Consider the following 19,371-nt stretch of genomic DNA (forward strand, 5'->3'; position numbering starts at 1 on the left):
GTGTTCAGAGGTTCTGGTAGTTCGGACCCGAACCACCCTCCGGCGTGACCCAGGTGATGATCTCGTAAGGATCCTTGATGTCGCAGGTCTTGCAGTGCACGCAGTTGGCGGCGTTGATCTGCAGCCGCTTGCCGGTGCCCGCGGGGCCATCGGGATCGTCGACGATTTCATACACGCCGGCGGGGCAGAAGCGGGTGCAGGGATTGCCGTATTCCTCGGCGCAGCGGGTGACGCAGACCTCGGTGTCGTGCACCAGCAGGTGCACGGGCTGGTCTTCGTCGTGCTCGGTGGCGGCAAAGTAGACGCCGGCCAGACGGTCGCGCGGTGCCAGCTCGCGCTGTCCCCAGTCGCGCTCGGGCTGCGTGCGCGTGCCCAGCTTGTCGAGTGACGACCAGTCCGGGGTGACCTTGAGCGTCCACGGCGAGTGCCCGCCGACCGCGGTTTCCCAGGCGCCATTGAGCAGCCCGAACCACAGCCCCTTCTTGAAGCCCGGCTTGATGTTGCGCACCGCGCGCAGCTCGCGCATGGCGTCGGAGTCGCGCAGCTTCGCATCGAACCCTTCGGGCACGAGGTCGCCCGCGGCCAGGTGTTCGGCGGCGAGCATGCCGGAGCGGATCGCCTGGTGCGTGCCCTTGATCTTGGGCACGTTGAGCAGTCCGGCGGTGTCGCCGATCAGGAGCGCACCCGGCATCTCCACCTTCGGCAGCGACTGCCAGCCGCCGGTCACGATGGCACGCGCACCGGCGGAGAGGATGTTCCCGCCCTCGAGCAGCGGCTTCACCGTCGGATGGTTCTTCCACTGCTGGAAGGCCTCCCAGGGCTTGAAGTCCGGGTCGCTGTAATCGAGGCCGCTGACGTAGCCCAGCGCCACCTGGTCGTTTTCCAGGTGGTACAGGAAGCTGCCACCGTAGGTGTTGTTGTCGGCCGGCCAGCCAAGCGAGTGCACGATCTTTCCGGGCGTGGCGCGTCCGGCGGGCAGCTGCCACAGCTCCTTGATGCCGATCGAATAGGCCTGCGGGTCGCTGTCGGCGTCCAGCTTGAAGCGCTTCACCAGCCGCTTGGTGAGGTGCCCGCGCGCGCCCTCGGCAAGCACGGTGACCTTGGCGTGGATGTCGATGCCGGCGGTGTAGCCCGGCTTCTCGGAGCCGTCGCGGGCGATGCCCATGTCGCCGATGCGCACGCCGGTGACGCGGCCGTCTTCGGCGTGCAGGGTCTGCGCGGCGGCGAAGCCCGGATAGATCTCCACGCCCAGGGCTTCCGCCTGCGGCGCCAGCCAGGCGCACATCGCGCCGAGGCTGACGATGAAGTTGCCGTGGTTGCGCATGCCCGGCGGCACGATCGGGAATTTGCGGCCGCCATCCTTCGTCAGGTACCAGAGTTCGTCTTCGGTCGCGGCCACGCAGACCGGTGGCGGGTTGTCGCGCCAGCCGGGGAGCAGCGCATCCAGCGGACCCGGTTCGATCACCGCACCCGACAGGATGTGCGCGCCGATGGTGCTCGACTTCTCGATCACGCAGACCGAGATGTCCGGATTGATCTGCTTGAGCCGGATCGCGAACGCCAGGCCCGCGGGGCCGGCGCCGACGGTGACGACGTCGTACTCCATGACGTCGCGCGCGGGCTGGGGAACCTCGACGGTGGTGCTGGGATCGGCTTGCTGGTTCATGCTGGCGGCCCGTGTGGCGATGCGGCGATTGTCGCGGCTGTGCACGCGCGCGGCAAACCGCGGCCGTACCGCGCGCCGCGATGCGGCGGCACCGCGTCAGTCGATCGTGCTGCGCGCGTGCGCGTCGCCCGCGGTGAGGGTCCAGGCGGCCACGTCCCGTCCCAGCGATTCCAGCGCGCGCTCGTAGGCCACGGCGACGCTGCCCACGTCGGTGGCGGCCGCCGGTTCGGCGATCAGGAAGGTGCGCGCCGCGACGATGCCCTGCTCGCGCGCGTGCAGCAGCTTGGCGTGCAGTTCGATGGTCGCGGAGGGAACGGCGCTCCCGGCGTAATCGGCCTCGAAGCGGCGCAGGTCCAGCAGCAGCCGGTAGTCGGGCGCGATGCCGCTGCCGCGGCGGGCCACGCCGGGGACGTGGCCGGAGTCCTCGAGCGTGCGCAGCACCACCTCTTCGACCATGTCCGAGGGCGAGCGCGCCCAGGTTGCGCCGCCGTAGACCTGGAGCTCGCCCGGGACCGGACGCACGGCGATGCGGAACGTGTCCACGGTGCGCCCCGCGGTTGGCGGATTCACCGAGAGCTGCCAGTCCACGCGCGGCCAGGCGGGATCGGCCTGCACCTGCGGGCTGGGCGAATAGATCGTGCCGCGCTCGCGTTCGCCTGCACCGCCAAGCAGCGAGCAGGCGCCCAGGGCCAGCACGGCGGCGGCCAGCGCACCGCGCCCGAAGAGGTTGATCGGCTTCATTCGGGTTCGAACTCCTTGGGTGCGTCGCGGCCGAGCAGGTAACGCGCGGGGTTGGAATCGAAACGGTCGCTGATGCGGCGCAGGTCGCGCACCAGCGAACGCAGTTCGGCAAGCGTCGGGCCCAGCTGCGCCAGGCCGTCGTTGGCGAAGCTGTTGATGGCGTTGCGGTTCTCGCCAAGGATCGCGTCGGCGCTGCCGGCGGCGGAGTCGATCCGCGCCAGCGTGGACTCCAGGCGCTCCACCATGCCGGGCAGCTTCTGCACCAGTTCGCGGTCGATGCCTTCCATGGCGCGGTTGGATGTCTCCACCGTCTCGATCAGCTTCTCGCTGGCCACGCGCGCATTGGTGATGAACACGGCGAGGTCTTCGCGCTGCCCGGCCACGGCGCCGGTCATGCCTTCGATGTGCTCGAGCGTGTTGGCGATGCGCTGGACGTTCTCGTCGCTGAGCACCTCGTCCAGCCGCGCCACCAGGCGATTGGCGGTGTCGGCGATGTTCTGCAGCGCGGAGGCTTCGGTGAGGATCACCGGGATCGCATCGCTGTCGCGCGCGGCCAACCGCGGCGCGTCGGGGCTGCCGCCGGTGAGCTGGATGAAGGGCGAGCCGGTGAGGCCGGCCATCGACAGCTTGGCGCGGGTGTCCACCTTCACCGGCACATCGGCCAGCACGCGGATCCGGGCCACCACGCGCCGTGGATCCTGCGGCGCGAGCGCAAGCGAATCGATGGTGCCGACCGCGATGCCGTTGTACTGCACCGTGCCGCCTTCGGTCAGGCCGGTCACCGGCTCGTCGAAGACCACGTGGTAGATCTGCCAGTTGCGGTCGCTGGAATACTTCGCCGCCCACAGGCCGAACAGCAGCATGGCCACCGCCACGAGCAGGGTGAAGGCACCGATGAGGACGTAATTGGCCTTGGTTTCCATTGCTCAGGGCTCCACGGCGGCGCGTTCGCCCGCCTCTCGTGCCGCACGGCCACGCGGGCCATTGAAGTATTCCTGCACCCAGGGGTGGTCGAGACGTTCGATCTCGTCCACCGGGCCGGTCGCCACCACCTTGCGGTCGGCGATCACCGCGATGCGGTCGCAGATAGCGTACAGGGTGTCCAGGTCGTGGGTGATGATGAAGACCGTCAGTCCCAAGGCCTGGCGCAGGGTCAGGATGAGGTTGTCGAATGCCGCGGCGCCGATCGGATCCAGGCCTGCCGTCGGCTCGTCGAGGAACAGCAGTGGCGGGTCCAGGGCCAGCGCACGCGCGAGCCCGGCGCGCTTGCGCATGCCGCCCGAGAGCTGCGACGGCAGCTTGTTGATCGCATCGGCCGGCAGGCCCGCGAGCTTCACCTTCAGCAGGGCCAGTTCACGGCGCAGGCCGTCGGACAGGCCGGGGTGGTGTTCCTTCAGGGGCAGCTCGACGTTCTCGCCAACGGTGAGCGACGAGAACAGCGCGCCGTCCTGGAACAGCACGCCGGTATTGCGTTCGATGTGCTGCCGGTTCGCCGGCTCGGAGGAACGGGCGTCGACGCCCAGGACTTCGATGCTGCCCTCGTTGGGCGTGCGCAGGCCGATGATCGAGCGCATCAGCACCGACTTGCCGCTGCCCGACCCGCCGACCACGCCCAGGATCTCGCCCGTGCGCACGTCGAGGTCCAGCCCCTCGTGCACCACTTGGCTGCCGAAGCGATTGGCCAGCCCGCGCACGTGGACGATGGGCGGCGTGTCACCCGCCTGCCTGCCGCTCACCAGCCCACCTGCATGAACCAGATCGCCGCGAACGCGTCGAGGATGATCACCAGCGAGATCGTCTGCACCACGCTCGAGGTGGTGCGCTCGCCCAGCGACTGCGCCGTGCCCTGAACCTGCAGGCCCTCGAGGCAGCCGATCAGGCCGATCACCAGCGCGAACACCGGTGCCTTGGACATGCCGACGAAGAAGTGCCGCAGTTCGACGGTGTCGTTCAGGCGGGCGAGGAAGGCCTGCGGCGGGATCCCGAGTTCGAACGCGCCCACGGCCATGCCGCCCAGCAGGCCGGAGATCATGGCGATGAAGGTCAGCAGCGGCAGCATCACCAGCAGCGCCAGCAGCCGCGGGATCACCAGCAGTTCGATCGGGTCCAGGCCCAGGGTGCGGATCGCATCGACCTCTTCGCGCGTGACCATGATTCCGATCTGCGCGGTGAACGCGCTCGCGGTGCGTCCGGCGAGCAGGATCGCGGTGAGCAGCACGCCGAACTCGCGCAGGAAGGCGAAGCTGACCAGTTCCACCACGAACAGCGTCGCGCCGAACTCGGCGAGGATGGTGGAGCCGAGGAACGCGATCACCGCGCCGACCATGAAGGACAGCAGCGCCACCAGCGGCATCGCGTCCAGGCCCACCTGTTCCATGTGGTGCACGGTGGAGGTGAGGCGCAGGCGCCGCGGCTGGCGCGCGATCCGTGTGGTCTTGGCCAGGCTCTCGCCGAGGAAGCTCACCAGCGCCACGATCTCGCGGCTGTTCTCGTGCATTGCGCGGCCGAGCCGGGCGAGGGCGGCTGCGACGCCGTATTCGCGCCGCTTCTTCGGGCGGTCGTCGGCCACGTCTTCGATCGCGGACACCAGTGCGAGGTGGTCCTCGCGGAAATCCAGCGCGCCGTCATCCAGGCCGCGGCGGTGGGCGAAGCGCAGCAGCTGCAGCACACCCATCGTGTCGAGGCGGCTGACGTCGTTCGCATCCACGTGCGCGGCGCCATCCGGTGCGTCGGCCAATGCCGCCGCGACCGCACCGGCATGGTCCAGCGTCCAGCTGCCCGACAGGCGCAGCGTGGCACCGTCGAGTGAGAGCGCGGGTGGACTGGCGGGGTCTGCGGGCATCGGGCGAGGATACCGAACACCGGGTGTGCTGCGCGTGCCATGCTTTACGCATGTCACGCCCGTTTCCCCAGGAAGCCTACGCCGCCCGCATCGCCTTCATGGTCGAGCTGGCGGAGCATCTGCACGCCTATGGCACTACCTGCCCGCGCCTGGAAGCCGCGCTGGAGATGGTGGCGCAGAAGCTTGCCCTGGAGTGCGAGGCCTGGACCAATCCCACCGGGATGGTCCTGTCCTTCAGCGATCCGATGCGACCTCCCGGCGACAGCGACACCACCCGCGTGATCCGGATGTCGCCGGGCGACAACGACCTCGGCCGCCTCTCCGACGTCGACCGCATCGCCGAGGATGTTTTGGCCGGACGCATCGGCTTGGCCGAAGGCCATGCCGCGCTGCGCGCCCTGGACCGGCCGCCGACCCGGCGCCAGAACCTGATGCAGGCCCTTGCATTCGGCCTCGTGGCTGCCGGCGTCGGCGGGCTCCTGCGGCTGCCCTGGCTGGACATCGCCACTGCGAGCGCGATCGGGCTGGTGATCGGCTTCCTGTACGTGGCGGCGCGCAGCCGGCCGCGGCTGCGCGAGGCCGGCGATGCCGTGAGCGCGATGATCGCCGCGGCCATCGCGATCCTGGTCGCGGCCTACGTCGCGCCGATCAACCTCAATACCGTGATCATTTCCGCGCTGATCGTGCTGATGCCGGGACTGATGCTCACCAACGCCATCAACGAGCTCACAAGCCAGCACCTGATGTCGGGCACCGCGCGCTTCGCCGGCGCCGTGGCGACGATGATCATGCTCACCGTGGGCACCATGGTGGCGATGGTGGCCGCCGAGATGGCCGGCATCGAACCGCAGGTCCGCGCCCTGCGTCCGCAGCCCGAGTGGGTGGAATGGAGCGCGTTGGCACTGACCTCGTTCGCGTTCGCGGTGCTGTTCCGCGCGAAGCTTCGCGACTACTGGCTGGTGGCCGCGGCCGCTGCCACCGGTTACCTGGTGTCGCGTCTGGCCGGGCAGGCCTGGGGAAGCGAGTTCGGGATCTTCCTGTCGGCGCTGGTGATCACCGCCGCGGGCAACGGCTATGCGCGCTGGGCCTGGCGTCCGGGCGCGATCATCAGGGTGCCGGGCATCATCCTGATGGTGCCGGGTAGCGCCAGCGTCCGAACCCTGATCACCTCGGTGCAGCAGCAGGACCTGGACGTGGGCCAGTCGGCCGCGATGGCGGTGATCAACATCCTGATCGCCATCGTCGCCGGGCTGATCTTCGGCAACCTGCTGCTGCCCGCGCGGCGGAGCCTATAGGAGCGGCTATAGCCGCTCCCACAGGATTGTCGGGCCTTCGGTGGGCGCTCAGACGATCAGGAAGTCCTGCGGGGTCTTGCCCTGCGCCACTTGCTCGGCCATCCAGCGCGGCTGGCGGCCACGGCCGGTCCAGGTTTCTTCAGGCTTGGCGGGATTGCGGTACTTCGGTGCCACCTTGATGCCGGTCTTGCGCGGCGCCTTGGCCGGCTTGGCGGCGCGGGTCGCGGTGCCGGCGGCGGTGCCGAACAGTTCTTCGATCGTGTAGCCCTCGGCGGCGGCCGCGGACTTCAGGCGCGCGCGCACGGTGGTGATCGGCTTGCGCTTCTTGAGCGTGGTCTTGCGCTTCTTCGCCTTGTTGATCAGCGAGTCGAGTTCCTTGGCCGAAAGGGCGTTGAGGTCGATTGCCATGGTGTCTCCGGGTATTTGCAGAAGGGTGCCGGGAGTCCCGGCGACGTCGTGATGGTAATCCGTCAGCCCGACAGGCGTGCCAGCAGCGCGTCCCGATCCAGGTTTTCAGATTCCGCGGCGCTGCGCGCGCGGTATTCGAAGCTGCCGGCTTCCAAGCCGCGTGCGGAGACCACGACGCGGTGCGGAACGCCGATCAGCTCCATGTCGGCGAACATCGGGCCCGGGCGCAGGCCGCGGTCGTCGAGCACCACGTCGACGCCGCGGGCCGCCAGTTCGTCGTGCAGCGCGGTGGCCGCCGCGACCACCGCGGGATCGCTCTTCGGGTTGATCACGCACACGGCCACCGTCCATGGGGCCATCGCTTCGGGCCAGATGATCCCGGCCTGGTCGTGGTTCTGCTCGATGGCGGCCGCGACGATGCGCGAGACGCCGATGCCGTAGCAGCCCATCAGCGGGATCGCGGCCTTGCCGCCCGCGTCGAGCACCTTGCAGTCCATGGCGCGTGCGTAGGTGTCGCCGAGCTGGAAGATGTGGCCGACCTCGATGCCGCGCATGATGCGCAGCGTGCCGCCATCCTCGGCGCGGTCGCCCTCGACCACGCTGCGGACATCGGCGACGGTGTCGGGTTCAGGCAGGTCGCGGCCCCAGTTGACGCCGGCGATGTGCTCGCCCGGGCGGTTGGCGCCGACCACGAAGTCGGCCATCGCCGCCACTTCGGCGTCGGCGACCACGCGGATCGGTTTCGCCGGCGCGACCGGCCCGAGGAAGCCGGGCTCGCTGCCCAGGTGGGCGAGGATCTCGGCTTCGGTGGCCATGCGGTAGTCGCCAAGGCCGGCGACCTTCGCCAGCTTCACCTCGTTGGCCTCGTGGTCGCCGCGCACCAGCACGAGCACGAACTGCTCGCGGCCTTCGGCGTCGTGGCCGACCACCGCCACGGACTTCACCGTGCGCGCCAGCGGGATCCCCATCAGCTCCGCCACGGCCTCGCAGGTCTTCTGAGTGGGCGTGTCGATGCTGCGCATGGCCTCGGCGGGTGCCGGGCGCGGGCCGGGCGCGGCGGCGCGCGCGGTCTCGACGTTGGCGGCATAGCCGGCGGAGTCGCCGTCATTGCCGCTGTCCGACCAGGCGATCGCGTCCTCGCCGGAATCGGCCAGCACGTGGAACTCCTGCGAGGCGTCGCCGCCGATCGCGCCGGAGTCGGCCAGCACCGCGCGGAAGCGCAGTCCAAGGCGGCTGAAGATGCGGGTGTAGGCGGCGTGCATGCCCGCGTAGGAACGCGCCATGCCCTCGGCGTCGATGTCGAAGGAATAGGCGTCCTTCATCAGGAACTCGCGCGCGCGCATGACGCCGAAGCGCGGCCGGATCTCGTCGCGGAACTTGGTCTGGACCTGGTAGAAGGTCACCGGCAGCTGCTTGTAGCTCGCCAGCTCCTGGCGCGCGAAGTCGGTGATGACCTCCTCGTGCGTCGGGCCGTAGGCGTACTCGGCATCCTTGCGGTCGCGGATCTTCAGCAGCTGGCCGCCGAACTTCTCCCAGCGCCCGGTCTCGTCCCACAGCTCGCGCGGCTGGATCGAGGGCATCAGCACTTCGATCGCCCCGGCGGCGTCCATTTCCTCGCGCACCACCGCCTCGACCTTGCGCAGTACGCGCAGGCCCAGCGGCGACCAGGTGTAGATGCCGGCGGCAAGCTTGCGGATCATCCCCGCCTTGAGCATCAGCTTGTGGCTGACGAGCTCGGCCTCGGCCGGGGTTTCCTTTTCGGTGTGGAGGTGGAACTGCGACAGGCGCATCGGCGGCATCATCGGTCTGGTGGTTCGGCCGGTGATTGTGCCATGCAGCACGCGCCGTGCCGCCGCGACGCCGGGGCTATTGCCGGCTGCCGTCGACCTCGATGCCTTCGCGAGGCTGGATGTCGACCTTCTCGAAGCGCCGGCCGCGCTGAGGAGGCTCCTGGGTCACCTGCACCACGCCGGCGTCGTCGGTCCAGCGATACAGCACCGGGCGCGTGTCTTCAAGCGTGTCCGCGGCGGCCTGGTCGGCGCGCTCACGACGCGCCTCGGCGGCTTCGGGCGCCTCGCGCGAAAACCACCATGCCACCGCGATTCCGGCGGCAAGGCCGGCGACGATGGCCCAGCGCGTCTGCACGGCGGCGTCTGTCCGCGTGCGTCAGGGCGTGCAGTAGGCCTTGACGGCAGCCTGGGCCAGGTCGAGCTGGGCGCTGCGCTGGTCGGCGTCGAGCACGCTGTCGGGCTTGCCGTCACCGTCGGTGTCCTGCTGGACATCGCCCTCGCCCTGCAGGGCTGCGATGTTGGCGCGCGCGGTCGCACACTGCGGGTTCTCGACCGCGGCCGCAGGCTCGGTGGCCGTCGTGGCGGCCGCCCCGGACGATGTGATCAGGCGGTGCTCGTAGCGGCCCTTGTCCGGAGGCGTCTGCGAGTAGTGGGTGACGCCGCTGGCGTCGGTCCACTGGTAGACCTCGCCCGCGGTCTGCTGTGCGATGGCCGGCGACGCGGCAAACGCCAGGATGGCGGCGAAGACGAAGCGATGCATGCGGAGCTCCTGCCTTTGGGGGCGTGGGCGCTGATTGCAGCACCGGGGGCAGCCTGGCGCAAGCGCCGGCACGTGGTTCCGTGACCGCGGCGCTGCCTGCGGCAGGCACCACGGCGGCGGGTACACTTGCGGCCATGGACGAGACCAGCCCCAAGGCACGCCGCGGACGCGGCATCTACCTGCTGCCCAACCTGCTCACCACGGGCGGGCTGTTCGCGGGCTTTTTCGCGATCATCGCGGCTACGCAGGGGCGCATCGAAGCCGCCTGCATCGCGATCTTCGTCGCCGCCATCCTCGACGGCCTCGACGGCCGCGTGGCGCGGCTGACCAACACCCAGAGCGAGTTCGGCGTGCAGTACGACTCGCTCGCGGACCTCATCAGCTTCGGCATGGCGCCGGCGCTGGTGATGTACCACTGGTCGCTCGTGGCGATGAAGCTCGACGGCAACACCCTGGGCAAGATCGGCTGGCTGGCGGCGTTCCTCTATGCCGCCTGCGCGGCGCTGCGCCTGGCGCGTTTCAACAGCCAGGTGGGCAAGGTCGACAAGCGCTGGTTCATCGGCCTGGCCAGCCCGGCGGCGGCGGGCGTCATGGCCAGCTCGGTGTGGACCTTGCACAGCCTGGATCTCAGCGGCGAGTCGCTGCGCTACGTGGCGCTGGCGATCACGGTGGTGTCCGGCCTGCTGATGGTCAGCCTGTTCCGCTACACCAGCTTCAAGGGCAGCGGCAGCGGGCCGGGCTCGGACCGGGTGCCGTTCTTCGCGCTGCTGCTGGTGGTGGCGGCGCTGATCGCGCTGTGGATTGATCCGCCCAAGACCCTGCTTGCGGTGCTCGGCGCCTATGCGCTGTCCGGGCCGCTGACCTCGTTGTGGCGGCTGCGCGGTCGCCGCGGGGCGCGGACGGAGTGAGCGCGGTGGCCTGGGATCCCTGGCAGCGCGAGGTGCTGGAGGCGATGGGCCACCGGGTCTATGCGCGTGCGCCGCGCGCGGAAGACGTGGTTCCCGACGATCCGCTGGCGCATGCCCTGCTGCGCGCGGCCGGGCGCAGCGCCGGTTCCGACGACGCTGCGGCGCTGCTGCGCGGCCTGCCGCCGCTGGCCACGCTGCGCACCGATCCGGCCGCCAAGCGCGCGCTGTGGCCGAAGCTGCGCGCCCTGCGCCGCGGGACCCCGCCGGGATGAACGCCGCGGTGGTGGCCGACGCCGGGGAACGGCCGGTCATGCGGCCGATGCGCATCGAGGACCTCGATGCGGTGATGGTGGTCGAGCGCCGCGCCTATCCCTACCCGTGGTCGATCGGCATCTTCCGCGACTGCCTGTTCGCCGGCTATCCGGCCTGGGTGCTGGTCGAGGGCGGGGCCTTCATCGGCCACGGCGTGCTGAGCATCGCCGCCGACGAAGCCCACGTGCTCAATGTCTGCGTCGATCCTGCGCGCCAGGGCCGCGGATTCGGTCGCGGCCTGCTGCGGGCGATGATCGATGTCGCGCGCGGGCGCGGCGCCTGCCGCGTGTTCCTCGAGGTGCGGCCCTCGAACCCCGTGGCCGTGGCCCTGTACGAGGACATGGGCTTCAACGAGATCGGCCGTCGTCCGCGGTATTACCCGACGGACAATGGCCGCGAGGACGCGATCGTGATGGCGATGGAGCTGTTCGCTTCGTGAGGGGGCTGCTTGGCCGGGGCAAAGACAAAGAGCCTTTTTGCCACGGATTTACGCGGATAAGAGCGGATTTGCGCGGATAAAGCAGACGCGGGCAAAGAAAGGGCGTTCATCAGGAAATGCGCTTGCGTGGGTCAGCTGCTCGCGGAGCGCAGCTCGCGAAGAACGATCCGGCTTTTTCTCCAGCCCCCCACGACCTTGCCTCGGCCTGATCCGTGTAACTCCGCTCTTATCCGCGTAAATCCGTGGCAAAAAAAGCTTTTCAAGCCGTGGCGACCATAGCCGCCCGCAGCGAACTTGCGCGCGCGGTCAGAGACGGGCGCGCTGCGCGGCGAGGGCCTCGTGCTGGCCTGTCCAGTCGGCCAGGCGCGTGCGCTCCTGCTCGACCACGGCCGCCGGTGCGTTGGCGACGAAGGTTTCGCTGGCGAGCTTACCTTTCGACTTCGCGAGTTCCCCGGCCACGCGCTTGAGCTCCTTGTCCAGGCGCGTGCGCTCCGCGTCGAGGTCGACCAGGCCTTCCAACGGCACGAACAGCTTCAGCTCTCCGACCAGCGCCGCCGCGGCCGGCGGCGGGTCGTCGGTGATGGCTTCGACGCCCTCGATCCTTGTGAGGAAGCCCAGCTGCGTAGCGAAGCGCGCGATGCGGTCGGCATCGTTCGCGCTGCCGCCCGACACCAGCAGGCGCACGGGCTTGCCCGGCGACACGCCAAGCTCGCTGCGGATGCGGCGCAGCGCGGACACCATCGCCTTGAGCCATTCCACGTCGGCGGCGGCCGCGGCGTGGTCCTGCCCGGCGAAGTCCGTAGCCTGCGGATAGCGGCGCGCCATGATGCTGTCGCCTTCGATGCCCAGGCGCGGCGCGACCTGCTGCCACAGCTCCTCGGTGACGAAAGGCACCAGCGGGTGCAGCAGGCACAGCAGGCGTTCGAGCACGTGCAGCAGGGTGTGGCGGGTGCTGGCGGCGGCGGCTGCGTCGTCGCCGTTGAGGGCGGGCTTGGCGAGCTCGACGAACCAGTCGCAGAACTCGTTCCACGCGAACTCGTACAGGCACTGCGAGAGGAGGTCGAAGCGGTAGCTGGCGAAGTGGGATTCGGCCTCGGCGGTGACGGCGGCCAGGCGGGAAAGGATCCACTGCTCCGGTGCAGTGTGCGCTGCGGGCGTGCCGGCCATCGCGTCGGCGCCCTCGGTGTTCATCAGCACGAAGCGGGTGGCGTTCCAGAGCTTGTTGCAGAAGTTCTTGTAGCCCTCGGCGCGGGCGAGGTCGAACTTGATGTCGCGGCCGGGGCCGGCGAGCGCGGCCATGGTGAAGCGCAGGGCGTCGGCGCCGAAGGCGGGGATGCCGTCCGGGAACTCCTTGCGCGTGGCCTTCGCGATCCTGTCGGCCATCTTCGGCTGCATCAGGCCGGCCGTGCGCTTGGCGACCAGGTTGTCGATCGAAATGCCGTCGATGATGTCCAGGGGGTCGAGGATATTGCCCTTCGACTTGGACATCTTCTGGCCGTCCTTGTCGCGTACCAGGCCGGTGATATAGACGTCGCGGAACGGCACCTGGCCGGTCAACCGGTCGGTCATCATGATCATCCGGGCGACCCAGAAGAAAATGATGTCGAAGCCGGTGACCAGCACGCTGGACGGCACGAACCCGTCGAAACCGCGCGTGGCCATGGCGTCCGCGTCGGGCCAGCCCATGGTGCTGAACGGCCACAGGGCCGAGGAGAACCAGGTCTCCAGCACGTCGGAGTCCTGTTCCAGCGGGCCGGTGTAGCCGTCGGCCTCCGCACGCGCGCGCGCCTCGGCCTCGTCGCGGCCGACGTATGCCTTGCCGTTGGCGTCGAACCAGGCCGGAATGCGGTGCCCCCACCAGAGCTGGCGGCTGATGGTCCAGTCCTGGATGTTCTCCATCCAGTGGCGGTAGGTGTTGATCCAGTTCGGCGGCACGAACTTCACCGCGCCCGGCTTTCCATCGACGCTCTCGACCAGCTCCATGCCACGCCGGCCCATCGCGTCCATGCGCACGAACCACTGGTCGGTGAGCCAGGGCTCGATCACCTGGCCGCTGCGGTCGCCGCGCGGCACCTGCAGCTTGTGCGGCTTTGTTTCGATCAGCAGGCCCGCGGCCTCGAGGTCGGCCAGCACCGCGGTGCGCGCATCGTAGCGGTCCAGGCCGAGGTAGCGTCCGGGGATACCGTCGACGTCGGACACGATCCTCGCGTCGGCGGTCAGCACGTTGATCATCGGCAGGCCATGGCGCTGGCCGACGGCGTAGTCGTTGAAGTCATGCGCCGGGGTGACCTTGACCACGCCGGTGCCGAAATCGCGGTCCACGTAGTCGTCGCTGATCAGCGGGATGCGGCGGCCGGTGAGCGGCAGCTCGACGGAGGCACCTTCCAGCGCGGAATAGCGCGCGTCGTCGGGATGCACCATCACCGCGGTGTCGCCGAGCATGGTTTCCGGTCGCGTGGTGGCCACGACCAGGTAGTCGCGCGTCTCGCGCATCGTCTCGTTGCCGTCGGCATCGCGCTCGACGTGTTCGTAGGTCACGCCATTGGCCAGCGGATAGCGGATCGACCACAGGAAGCCGTCCTCCTCCTCGCTCACGACCTCCAGGTCGGACACCGCCGTCTGCAGTACCGGATCCCAGTTGACCAGGCGCTTGCCGCGGTAGACCAGGCCGTCCTCGTGCAGGCGCACGAAGGCCTCGATGACCGCCTTCGACGGCATCGCATCCATGGTGAACACACTGCGAGACCAGTCCCCGGAAGCACCCATGCGACGCATCTGGCGCTCGATGGTGTCGCCCGATTCGGCCTTCCACTCCCAGACCTTGGCGATGAAGCCGTCGCGGCCGAGCGAATCACGGGTCTCGCCGCGGCCCTCGCGGTCGAGGTTGCGCGCCACCACCATCTCGGTGGCGATGCCGGCGTGGTCGCTGCCCACCTGCCACAGGGTGCGGAAGCCGCGCATGCGGTGGTAGCGGACGAGCGCGTCCTGCAGCGTGTGCTGGAACGCGTGCCCCATGTGCAGGGTGCCGGTGACGTTGGGCGGCGGCAGCAGGATCGAATACGCCGGGCCATCGCCAGCCGGCGCGAACGCGCCGCTGGATTCCCACTGGGCGTAGAGGCGGGATTCGAAGGACTTCGGGTCGTAGCCGGTGGCGAGGGTCATCGATGGGCTCGGATTCGGGGCAGGACGGGGCAAGCGCCCCGCGTTACATGTCGTACTTGTTCAGCGTGAAGCCGCGCGCCTTGTACTGCTTCCAGCGCTCGCGCAGCGGCTCGCGGGCGGACGGGTCGGCGGGCACCACTTCCAGCACGCGCTGGAACGCGCCCTCGACGGCCGCGTCGCGCAGGTTGAGCACCAGCGGGCGCAGCGGCGCATCGATCTCTGGCGGGGCGATCAGCACATCGGCTTCGTCCTCGCTGCCGTCGCCGTCACCGTCGTCGAAGCCGGTCCCGGCGATCTCGTGCGGGATGAAGGCATCGGGCTCGAAGGACCACAGCAGGTCGTCGAGGCGTTCGGCCTGTTCCATGTCGCGCGCGAGAACCAGCAGCGGCTGGTTCGCAGCGTGCGCTTTCTTCGCCAGCTCGCAGACCAGCAGCAGCGGCTCGTCGCGGAAGCGGGGCTTGGCAATCAAGTAGAAGTCGGCGCGCATGCGGGCTCCCGGTCAACGGCAGGGGCCGGGCGGCTTTCGCGGACGAAAGCCGGTGCCGGCCCCGCGCGGCTTACTGTGCGGTCTGGTCCAGCAGCCACTGCGACAGCAGGCCGACCGGACGGCCGGTGGCCAGCCCGTTCTTGCCGCTGTGGCTGGCGCTGCCGGCGATGTCGAGGTGCGCCCAGCGCTGGCCTTCGGTGAAGCGCGCCAGGAAGCAGCCCGCGGTCACCGCGCCGGCCCAGCGGCCGCCGATGTTGTAGACGTCGGCGAAGCTGGAGTCGAGCATGGTCTGGTACTCGTCCCACAGCGGCAGGCGCCACGCGCGGTCGAAGACCTGCTCACCGGCGGCCAGCAATTCCTGCGACAGGTCGTCGTGCTTGGACATCAGGCCGGTGGCGAAGCTGCCCAGGGCGACCATGCAGGCGCCGGTGAGCGTGGCCACGTCGACCAGGGCCTGCGGCTCGAAGCGCTGCGCGTAGGTCAGCGCGTCGCACAGGATCAGGCGGCCCTCGGCGTCGGTGTTGCCGACCTCGATGGTCTTGCCCGACATGCTGGTGACGATGTCGGACGGACGGTAGGAATTGCCGTCGATCGCGTTCTCGACCGCCGGCACCACCACAACGAGGTTCACCGCAAGGTCCATGCCTGCGGCGGCAACGAAGGTGCCCATCACCGAGCCGGCGCCGAGCATGTCGTACTTCATCTCCTCGATGCCGCCCTGGGTCTTCAGGTTCACGCCGCCGGTGTCGAAGGTGATGCCCTTGCCGACCAGCACGTAGGGCTTCGAATCGCCGCCGTTGTTCCACTTCAGCACGATGAGCTTCGGCGCGTTGGCCGAGCCGCGGGCGACCGCGAGCAGCGAGCCCATGCCGAGCTTCTCCATGTCCTCGCGCTCAAGCACTTCACAGGAGGCTTTCTCGAAGCGGCCCGCGAATTCCTGTGCCTGGCTGGCCAGGTAGGCCGGGTTGCAGATGTTCGGTGGCAGGTGGCCGAGCTCGCGGGTGAAGGCAACGCCGGCGGCGATGGCCTGGCCCTGGGTCAGCGCGGCAGCGTCGGCACCGGCGATTTCGAGGCGCTCAAGGCCCTTTTCGCTGCGCTTCTTGTTCTTCTCGCCCAGCGTGGCGGTGTAGCGGTAGGCGGCGTGGCCGGCGGCGATGGCGGCCTGGCGGATCGTCCAGGCGGCGTCGCGGCCGGGAACCTCGAGTTCCGACAGGGTCAGCAGGGCGGAGCGCACCGGGCCGGTCTTCAGCGCGCGCACGGCGTCGGCCACGGCCTTGAGGTACTGCGGCACCGCGAACTTGCCGGGATCGCCCAGGCCGACCACCAGCACCCGCGGCGCGGTCACGCCGGCCAGGTCGAGCAGCACCGACGTGCGGCCGGTGGCGCCGTCAACGTCGCCGCGTGCGGCCAGGGCCGTGAGGCGGCCGCCGCTGGCCTCGTCGATGGCGCGGGCGGCGGGCGTCAGGGTCTTGTCGGCATAGGCGCCAACCACCACGCAATCGACGTTGGCGGAGGCGGGGGCGGCGGTGTTGAGGGCGAGTTCGAGGGTCATGGGATCCTGTTCTGGGGTTTGGCGTGAAGTGTTCCTTACAATCCGCGGTCCAGAATGCGGCGATGCGCCGCGGCGCCAGTGTCCCGGCGCGGCCGTAAGCGGTGTATGGACGAACCCCCGATTCTAATGCAAGGCCGCCCCCGGATGCCGAAGCTCGACAGTTACCTGTTCCGCGAATTCACCCAGTCCACCTTCGCGGCCGTCGTGGTCCTGATGATCGTGAGCCTGGGCGGCGTGTTCGCCGAGGTGCTGGGCGACATCGCCCGCGGGCGGGTCCCGGCGGGGCTGATGCTGTCCCAGCTGGGGCTGCAGGTGCTCAATTACCTGCCGCTGATCCTGCCGCTGGGCCTGATGCTGGGGCTGCTGATGGCCGTGGGCCGGCTCTACCGGGACTCCGAAATGCCTGTCCTGGTGGCCACCGGGGTCGGCCCGGGTCGGCTGCTGCGGCCGCTGATGATGCTGGTGTTGCCGGTGGTTGGCTTCATCGGCGCCTGCTCGCTGTGGCTGGGCCCCTGGGCGAATGACTATTCGCAGCGGATGGTGGCCGAGGGCAACCGCAACCTGCTGCTGGCGGGCCTGGAGGCCGGGCGCTTCGTGGAGCTGCCCGGCGGCAGCGGCGTGGTCTACGTCGGCGCGATGTCGGGCGAGGGCTCCGCGCTGGGGCGGGTGTTCGTCTACCGCCAGGACGAGGAGCGCATGGACGTCACCACCGCCCGCACCGGGCTGCTGACCGTGGACGGCGCCGAGCGCTACCTCGACCTGGGCGAGGGCTTCCGCGTGGAAGGCCCGCTGGCCGACACGCTCGACTTCCGGATGATGCGCTACCAGCGCAATGAACTCCGCCTGCCCGATGCGCAGACCCGTCCGGCCGACGAGAACCCCGAGTTCGATTCCACGTTCGCGCTGTTGGGCGACCCGCGGCCCGAAGCGCGCGCGCAGCTGCATTCGCGCATCGCGCCGCCGCTGCTGGCGCTGGCCTTCGCCCTGCTCGCCGTGCCGCTGGCGCGCAGCCCGCCGCGGCAGGCCCGCTACGGGCGGATCGCCCTGGGCTTCCTGGCCTACGTGGTCGGGATCAACCTCATGCTGCTGGGGACCAAGTGGCTGGCCAACGGGGTGATTCCCCTGGGCCTGGGTCTGTGGTGGCTGGTGCTGCCGCTGCTCGGGGTCGGTGCCTGGCTGTACTTCCGCGACGGCCGCGTGGCCGTGCCGCGTCGACGCCGCGTGGCGGAGGCGGCGCGATGATGCCCTTCCCGAAGATCCACGACCTCCACGTCGCCCGCGTGGTGGTGGTCACCGTGCTCCTGGTGTGGACGGTGCTGGTCGGCCTGGACGCGGTGCTGGCGGCGGTGGACCAGATCGACGACATGGGCGAGGGCGACTACGGCTTCGTCAGCGTGCTGACCTACGTGGCGTACACGCTCCCGCGACGCGCCTACACCATGTTCCCGACCGCGGCGGTCATCGGCACGCTGATGGGCCTGGGCCAACTGGCGGCTTCGTCGGAGCTCACCGCGCTGCGGGCGCTGGGCGTGTCCCGGCGCCGGCTGAGCATCTCGGTCGCGGTGCCGCTGGCGGTCCTGACGGCGGTGATGATGCTCAGCGGGGAGACCCTGGGTCCAGCCGCGCAGCGCAGCGCCGATGCCATGAAGGCGGCCGCGCGCTCCAGCGACATGATCGTCGCGCAGTATTCGGGGCTGTGGGCGCGCGAGGGCAATACCTTCCTCAACGCCCGCGACGGCCGCGAGCGCAGCGAAGGCGACCAGGCCTGGCTGGAGCTCAACGATGTGCGCCTGTTTGAATTCGACCGCGACGGGCGGCTGGAATCGATCGCCCAGGCGGGCGTGGCCGAGCACCGGGGCGGCGGCTGGCACCTGCGCGACGTCCGCAGGGTGACCTTCGAAGAGCGCTCGGTGACCGAGATCCACGTCGACGAGGAGCGCTGGGATTCCCAGCTCGATGCCGCCGCGCTGGCGGCCAGTGCCGGGGGCGCCTTCCGCCCGCGCTACATGTCCGCGCGCGACCTGGCCCAGGGCATCGATTACCGGCATCGCAACCGGCTCGATGCCAGCGAGTTCGAGGAACACTACTGGGGCCGCTGGTTCTACCCGGTCAACGTGCTCGCGCTGTGCCTGGCCGCCATGCCCTTTGCGTTCGGCTCCCTGCGCAGCGGCGGACTGGGGCGAAGACTGTTCATCGGCGTGGTGTTCGCGCTGGGGTTCTGGATGCTGCAGAACCAGGTGGCCAAGCTCGCGGCGGTCTACGGCTTCGACTACCGGCTTGCGTACGCGGCGCCGCCGCTGTTGATGCTGACAGTGTCCTGGCTGCTGTTCCGACGGCGCAGTGGCTGACGCCGCGGTTGCGCCGGCGTGCCGTCGCGATGGAGAATCGCGGCCGACGCCGTGGAGTGGTTGGCCCCGATGCCCGCGGCGGGCGTTTGCAAGGGGGGGCACAATCACAGGGAGAGCAAGTAATGCACAGCAAGATGCGAGTGATCGCCGTCGCGGCGGTGATCGTCGGCGCAGGCCTGTTCGTGGCCGGGGACGCCGATGCGCGCCGCGGTTCGAAGGCCAAGGAAGCGCCGGCGTGGATGAACGCCGAAGGTGAAGTGACCGATTCCGCCGCGGTCGAGGCCGGCTACGGCGAGACCGTCACCGGCGTTGGCGACTGGGAGGGCGAGATCACCGGCAAGCCGGCGCCCGGCAGCAAGTTCACCCAGCTGCAGATCGGCATGCCGATGAAGCAGGTGACCGACATCGCCGGCGAACCGACCGACCAGGGTGCCTACGTGACGGGCAAGGCGTTCATCCCGTTCTACTTCGGGTCCGACCGCCACCGCTACGAGTTGGCCTACAAGGGCCAGGGCCGGCTGATCTTCGCCGGCAGGGGCTGGGACACCGGCGGCAACCTCATCTGGATCATCCACAACAAGGACGATTCCGGATATCGCAACTGAGGCCATAGCAGCCTGACCGGGGCCCCGCGCAAGCGGGGCCTTTCCGTTTTCGGCGG

General features: G+C 69.6%; 18 protein-coding genes and 1 pseudogene. 7 read left to right on the forward strand and 12 right to left on the reverse strand.

Annotated elements, in window-relative coordinates:
- Positions 1-4: 4 nt before the first annotated feature.
- The 5 genes and pseudogenes from ACW5E8_RS01210 to ACW5E8_RS01230 all read right to left on the reverse strand — a co-directional run bounded on the left by ACW5E8_RS01210 (position 5) and on the right by ACW5E8_RS01230 (position 5,249).
- A complete protein-coding gene (locus ACW5E8_RS01210; RefSeq protein ID WP_456963685.1) occupies positions 5-1,666 on the reverse strand; it encodes a 4Fe-4S dicluster domain-containing protein in 1,662 nt (553 codons plus the stop codon).
- 96 nt (positions 1,667-1,762) lie between these two features.
- Complete coding sequence (locus ACW5E8_RS01215; RefSeq protein WP_456963686.1) at positions 1,763-2,407, reverse strand: ABC-type transport auxiliary lipoprotein family protein; 645 nt, start codon at positions 2,405-2,407, stop codon at positions 1,763-1,765.
- Complete coding sequence (locus ACW5E8_RS01220) at positions 2,404-3,330, reverse strand: MlaD family protein (protein ID WP_456963687.1); 927 nt, start codon at positions 3,328-3,330, stop codon at positions 2,404-2,406. Before ACW5E8_RS01220 ends, ACW5E8_RS01215 begins: the two co-directional genes overlap by 4 nt.
- Before the next feature lie 3 nt (positions 3,331-3,333).
- Positions 3,334-4,104 (reverse strand): annotated as a pseudogene (locus ACW5E8_RS01225) (ABC transporter ATP-binding protein); the annotation flags it as partial.
- A 35-nt stretch (positions 4,105-4,139) separates the two neighbouring features.
- A complete protein-coding gene (locus ACW5E8_RS01230; protein ID WP_456963688.1) occupies positions 4,140-5,249 on the reverse strand; it encodes an MlaE family ABC transporter permease in 1,110 nt (369 codons plus the stop codon).
- Between the two features lie 50 nt (positions 5,250-5,299).
- Between ACW5E8_RS01230 and ACW5E8_RS01235 the strand changes: the two genes are divergently transcribed.
- Positions 5,300-6,544, forward strand: coding sequence for a threonine/serine ThrE exporter family protein (locus ACW5E8_RS01235; protein WP_456963689.1), 1,245 nt, complete (start codon positions 5,300-5,302; stop codon positions 6,542-6,544).
- Positions 6,545-6,592: 48 nt separating this feature from the next.
- On the opposite strand, the gene ACW5E8_RS01240 is transcribed toward ACW5E8_RS01235, so the two are convergent.
- The 4 genes from ACW5E8_RS01240 to ACW5E8_RS01255 form a co-directional block, all read right to left on the reverse strand.
- Positions 6,593-6,952 (reverse strand): H-NS histone family protein, encoded by a 360-nt coding sequence (locus ACW5E8_RS01240; protein ID WP_456963690.1) that lies wholly within the window; start codon positions 6,950-6,952, stop codon positions 6,593-6,595.
- 62 nt (positions 6,953-7,014) lie between these two features.
- Positions 7,015-8,742 (reverse strand): proline--tRNA ligase, encoded by a 1,728-nt coding sequence (locus ACW5E8_RS01245; RefSeq protein WP_456965200.1) that lies wholly within the window; start codon positions 8,740-8,742, stop codon positions 7,015-7,017.
- 76 nt (positions 8,743-8,818) lie between these two features.
- Positions 8,819-9,097: a DUF4124 domain-containing protein gene (locus ACW5E8_RS01250; RefSeq protein ID WP_456963691.1), complete on the reverse strand. Its 279-nt coding sequence runs from the start codon at positions 9,095-9,097 to the stop codon at positions 8,819-8,821.
- A 21-nt stretch (positions 9,098-9,118) separates the two neighbouring features.
- Positions 9,119-9,502 (reverse strand): DUF4124 domain-containing protein, encoded by a 384-nt coding sequence (locus ACW5E8_RS01255; protein ID WP_456963692.1) that lies wholly within the window; start codon positions 9,500-9,502, stop codon positions 9,119-9,121.
- A 134-nt stretch (positions 9,503-9,636) separates the two neighbouring features.
- On the opposite strand from ACW5E8_RS01255, the gene pssA reads away from it, so the two are divergent.
- From pssA to rimI, 3 genes are read left to right on the forward strand one after another with little or no spacing between them, the layout of a single operon-like run.
- Positions 9,637-10,410 (forward strand): CDP-diacylglycerol--serine O-phosphatidyltransferase, encoded by a 774-nt coding sequence (pssA, locus tag ACW5E8_RS01260; RefSeq protein ID WP_456963693.1) that lies wholly within the window; start codon positions 9,637-9,639, stop codon positions 10,408-10,410.
- Between the two features lie 5 nt (positions 10,411-10,415).
- Complete coding sequence (locus ACW5E8_RS01265) at positions 10,416-10,682, forward strand: hypothetical protein (protein ID WP_456963694.1); 267 nt, start codon at positions 10,416-10,418, stop codon at positions 10,680-10,682.
- A complete protein-coding gene (gene rimI / locus ACW5E8_RS01270; RefSeq protein WP_456963695.1) occupies positions 10,679-11,161 on the forward strand; it encodes a ribosomal protein S18-alanine N-acetyltransferase in 483 nt (160 codons plus the stop codon). The genes ACW5E8_RS01265 and rimI overlap by 4 nt, the downstream gene beginning before the upstream one ends.
- A 306-nt stretch (positions 11,162-11,467) precedes the next feature.
- On the opposite strand, the gene ACW5E8_RS01275 is transcribed toward rimI, so the two are convergent.
- The 3 genes from ACW5E8_RS01275 to ACW5E8_RS01285 form a co-directional block, all read right to left on the reverse strand.
- Positions 11,468-14,323: a valine--tRNA ligase gene (locus ACW5E8_RS01275; protein ID WP_456963696.1), complete on the reverse strand. Its 2,856-nt coding sequence runs from the start codon at positions 14,321-14,323 to the stop codon at positions 11,468-11,470.
- Positions 14,324-14,366: 43 nt separating this feature from the next.
- Positions 14,367-14,810, reverse strand: a complete 444-nt coding sequence (locus ACW5E8_RS01280) for a DNA polymerase III subunit chi (RefSeq protein ID WP_456963697.1) — start codon at positions 14,808-14,810, stop codon at positions 14,367-14,369.
- A 70-nt stretch (positions 14,811-14,880) separates the two neighbouring features.
- Positions 14,881-16,362: a leucyl aminopeptidase gene (locus tag ACW5E8_RS01285; RefSeq protein ID WP_456963698.1), complete on the reverse strand. Its 1,482-nt coding sequence runs from the start codon at positions 16,360-16,362 to the stop codon at positions 14,881-14,883.
- Positions 16,363-16,506: 144 nt separating this feature from the next.
- Between ACW5E8_RS01285 and lptF the strand changes: the two genes are divergently transcribed.
- From lptF to ACW5E8_RS01300, 3 genes are all read left to right on the forward strand, one after another.
- Complete coding sequence (lptF, locus tag ACW5E8_RS01290; RefSeq protein ID WP_456963699.1) at positions 16,507-17,604, forward strand: LPS export ABC transporter permease LptF; 1,098 nt, start codon at positions 16,507-16,509, stop codon at positions 17,602-17,604.
- Positions 17,601-18,710 carry an LPS export ABC transporter permease LptG gene (gene lptG / locus ACW5E8_RS01295; protein WP_456963700.1) on the forward strand — a complete coding sequence of 370 codons (1,110 nt, stop codon included), beginning with the start codon at positions 17,601-17,603 and terminating at the stop codon, positions 18,708-18,710. The genes lptF and lptG overlap by 4 nt, the downstream gene beginning before the upstream one ends.
- Before the next feature lie 176 nt (positions 18,711-18,886).
- Positions 18,887-19,315 (forward strand): hypothetical protein, encoded by a 429-nt coding sequence (locus ACW5E8_RS01300; RefSeq protein WP_456965201.1) that lies wholly within the window; start codon positions 18,887-18,889, stop codon positions 19,313-19,315.
- Positions 19,316-19,371: the final 56 nt, after the last annotated feature.

This window comes from Luteimonas sp. A649 (genome assembly GCF_054072735.1).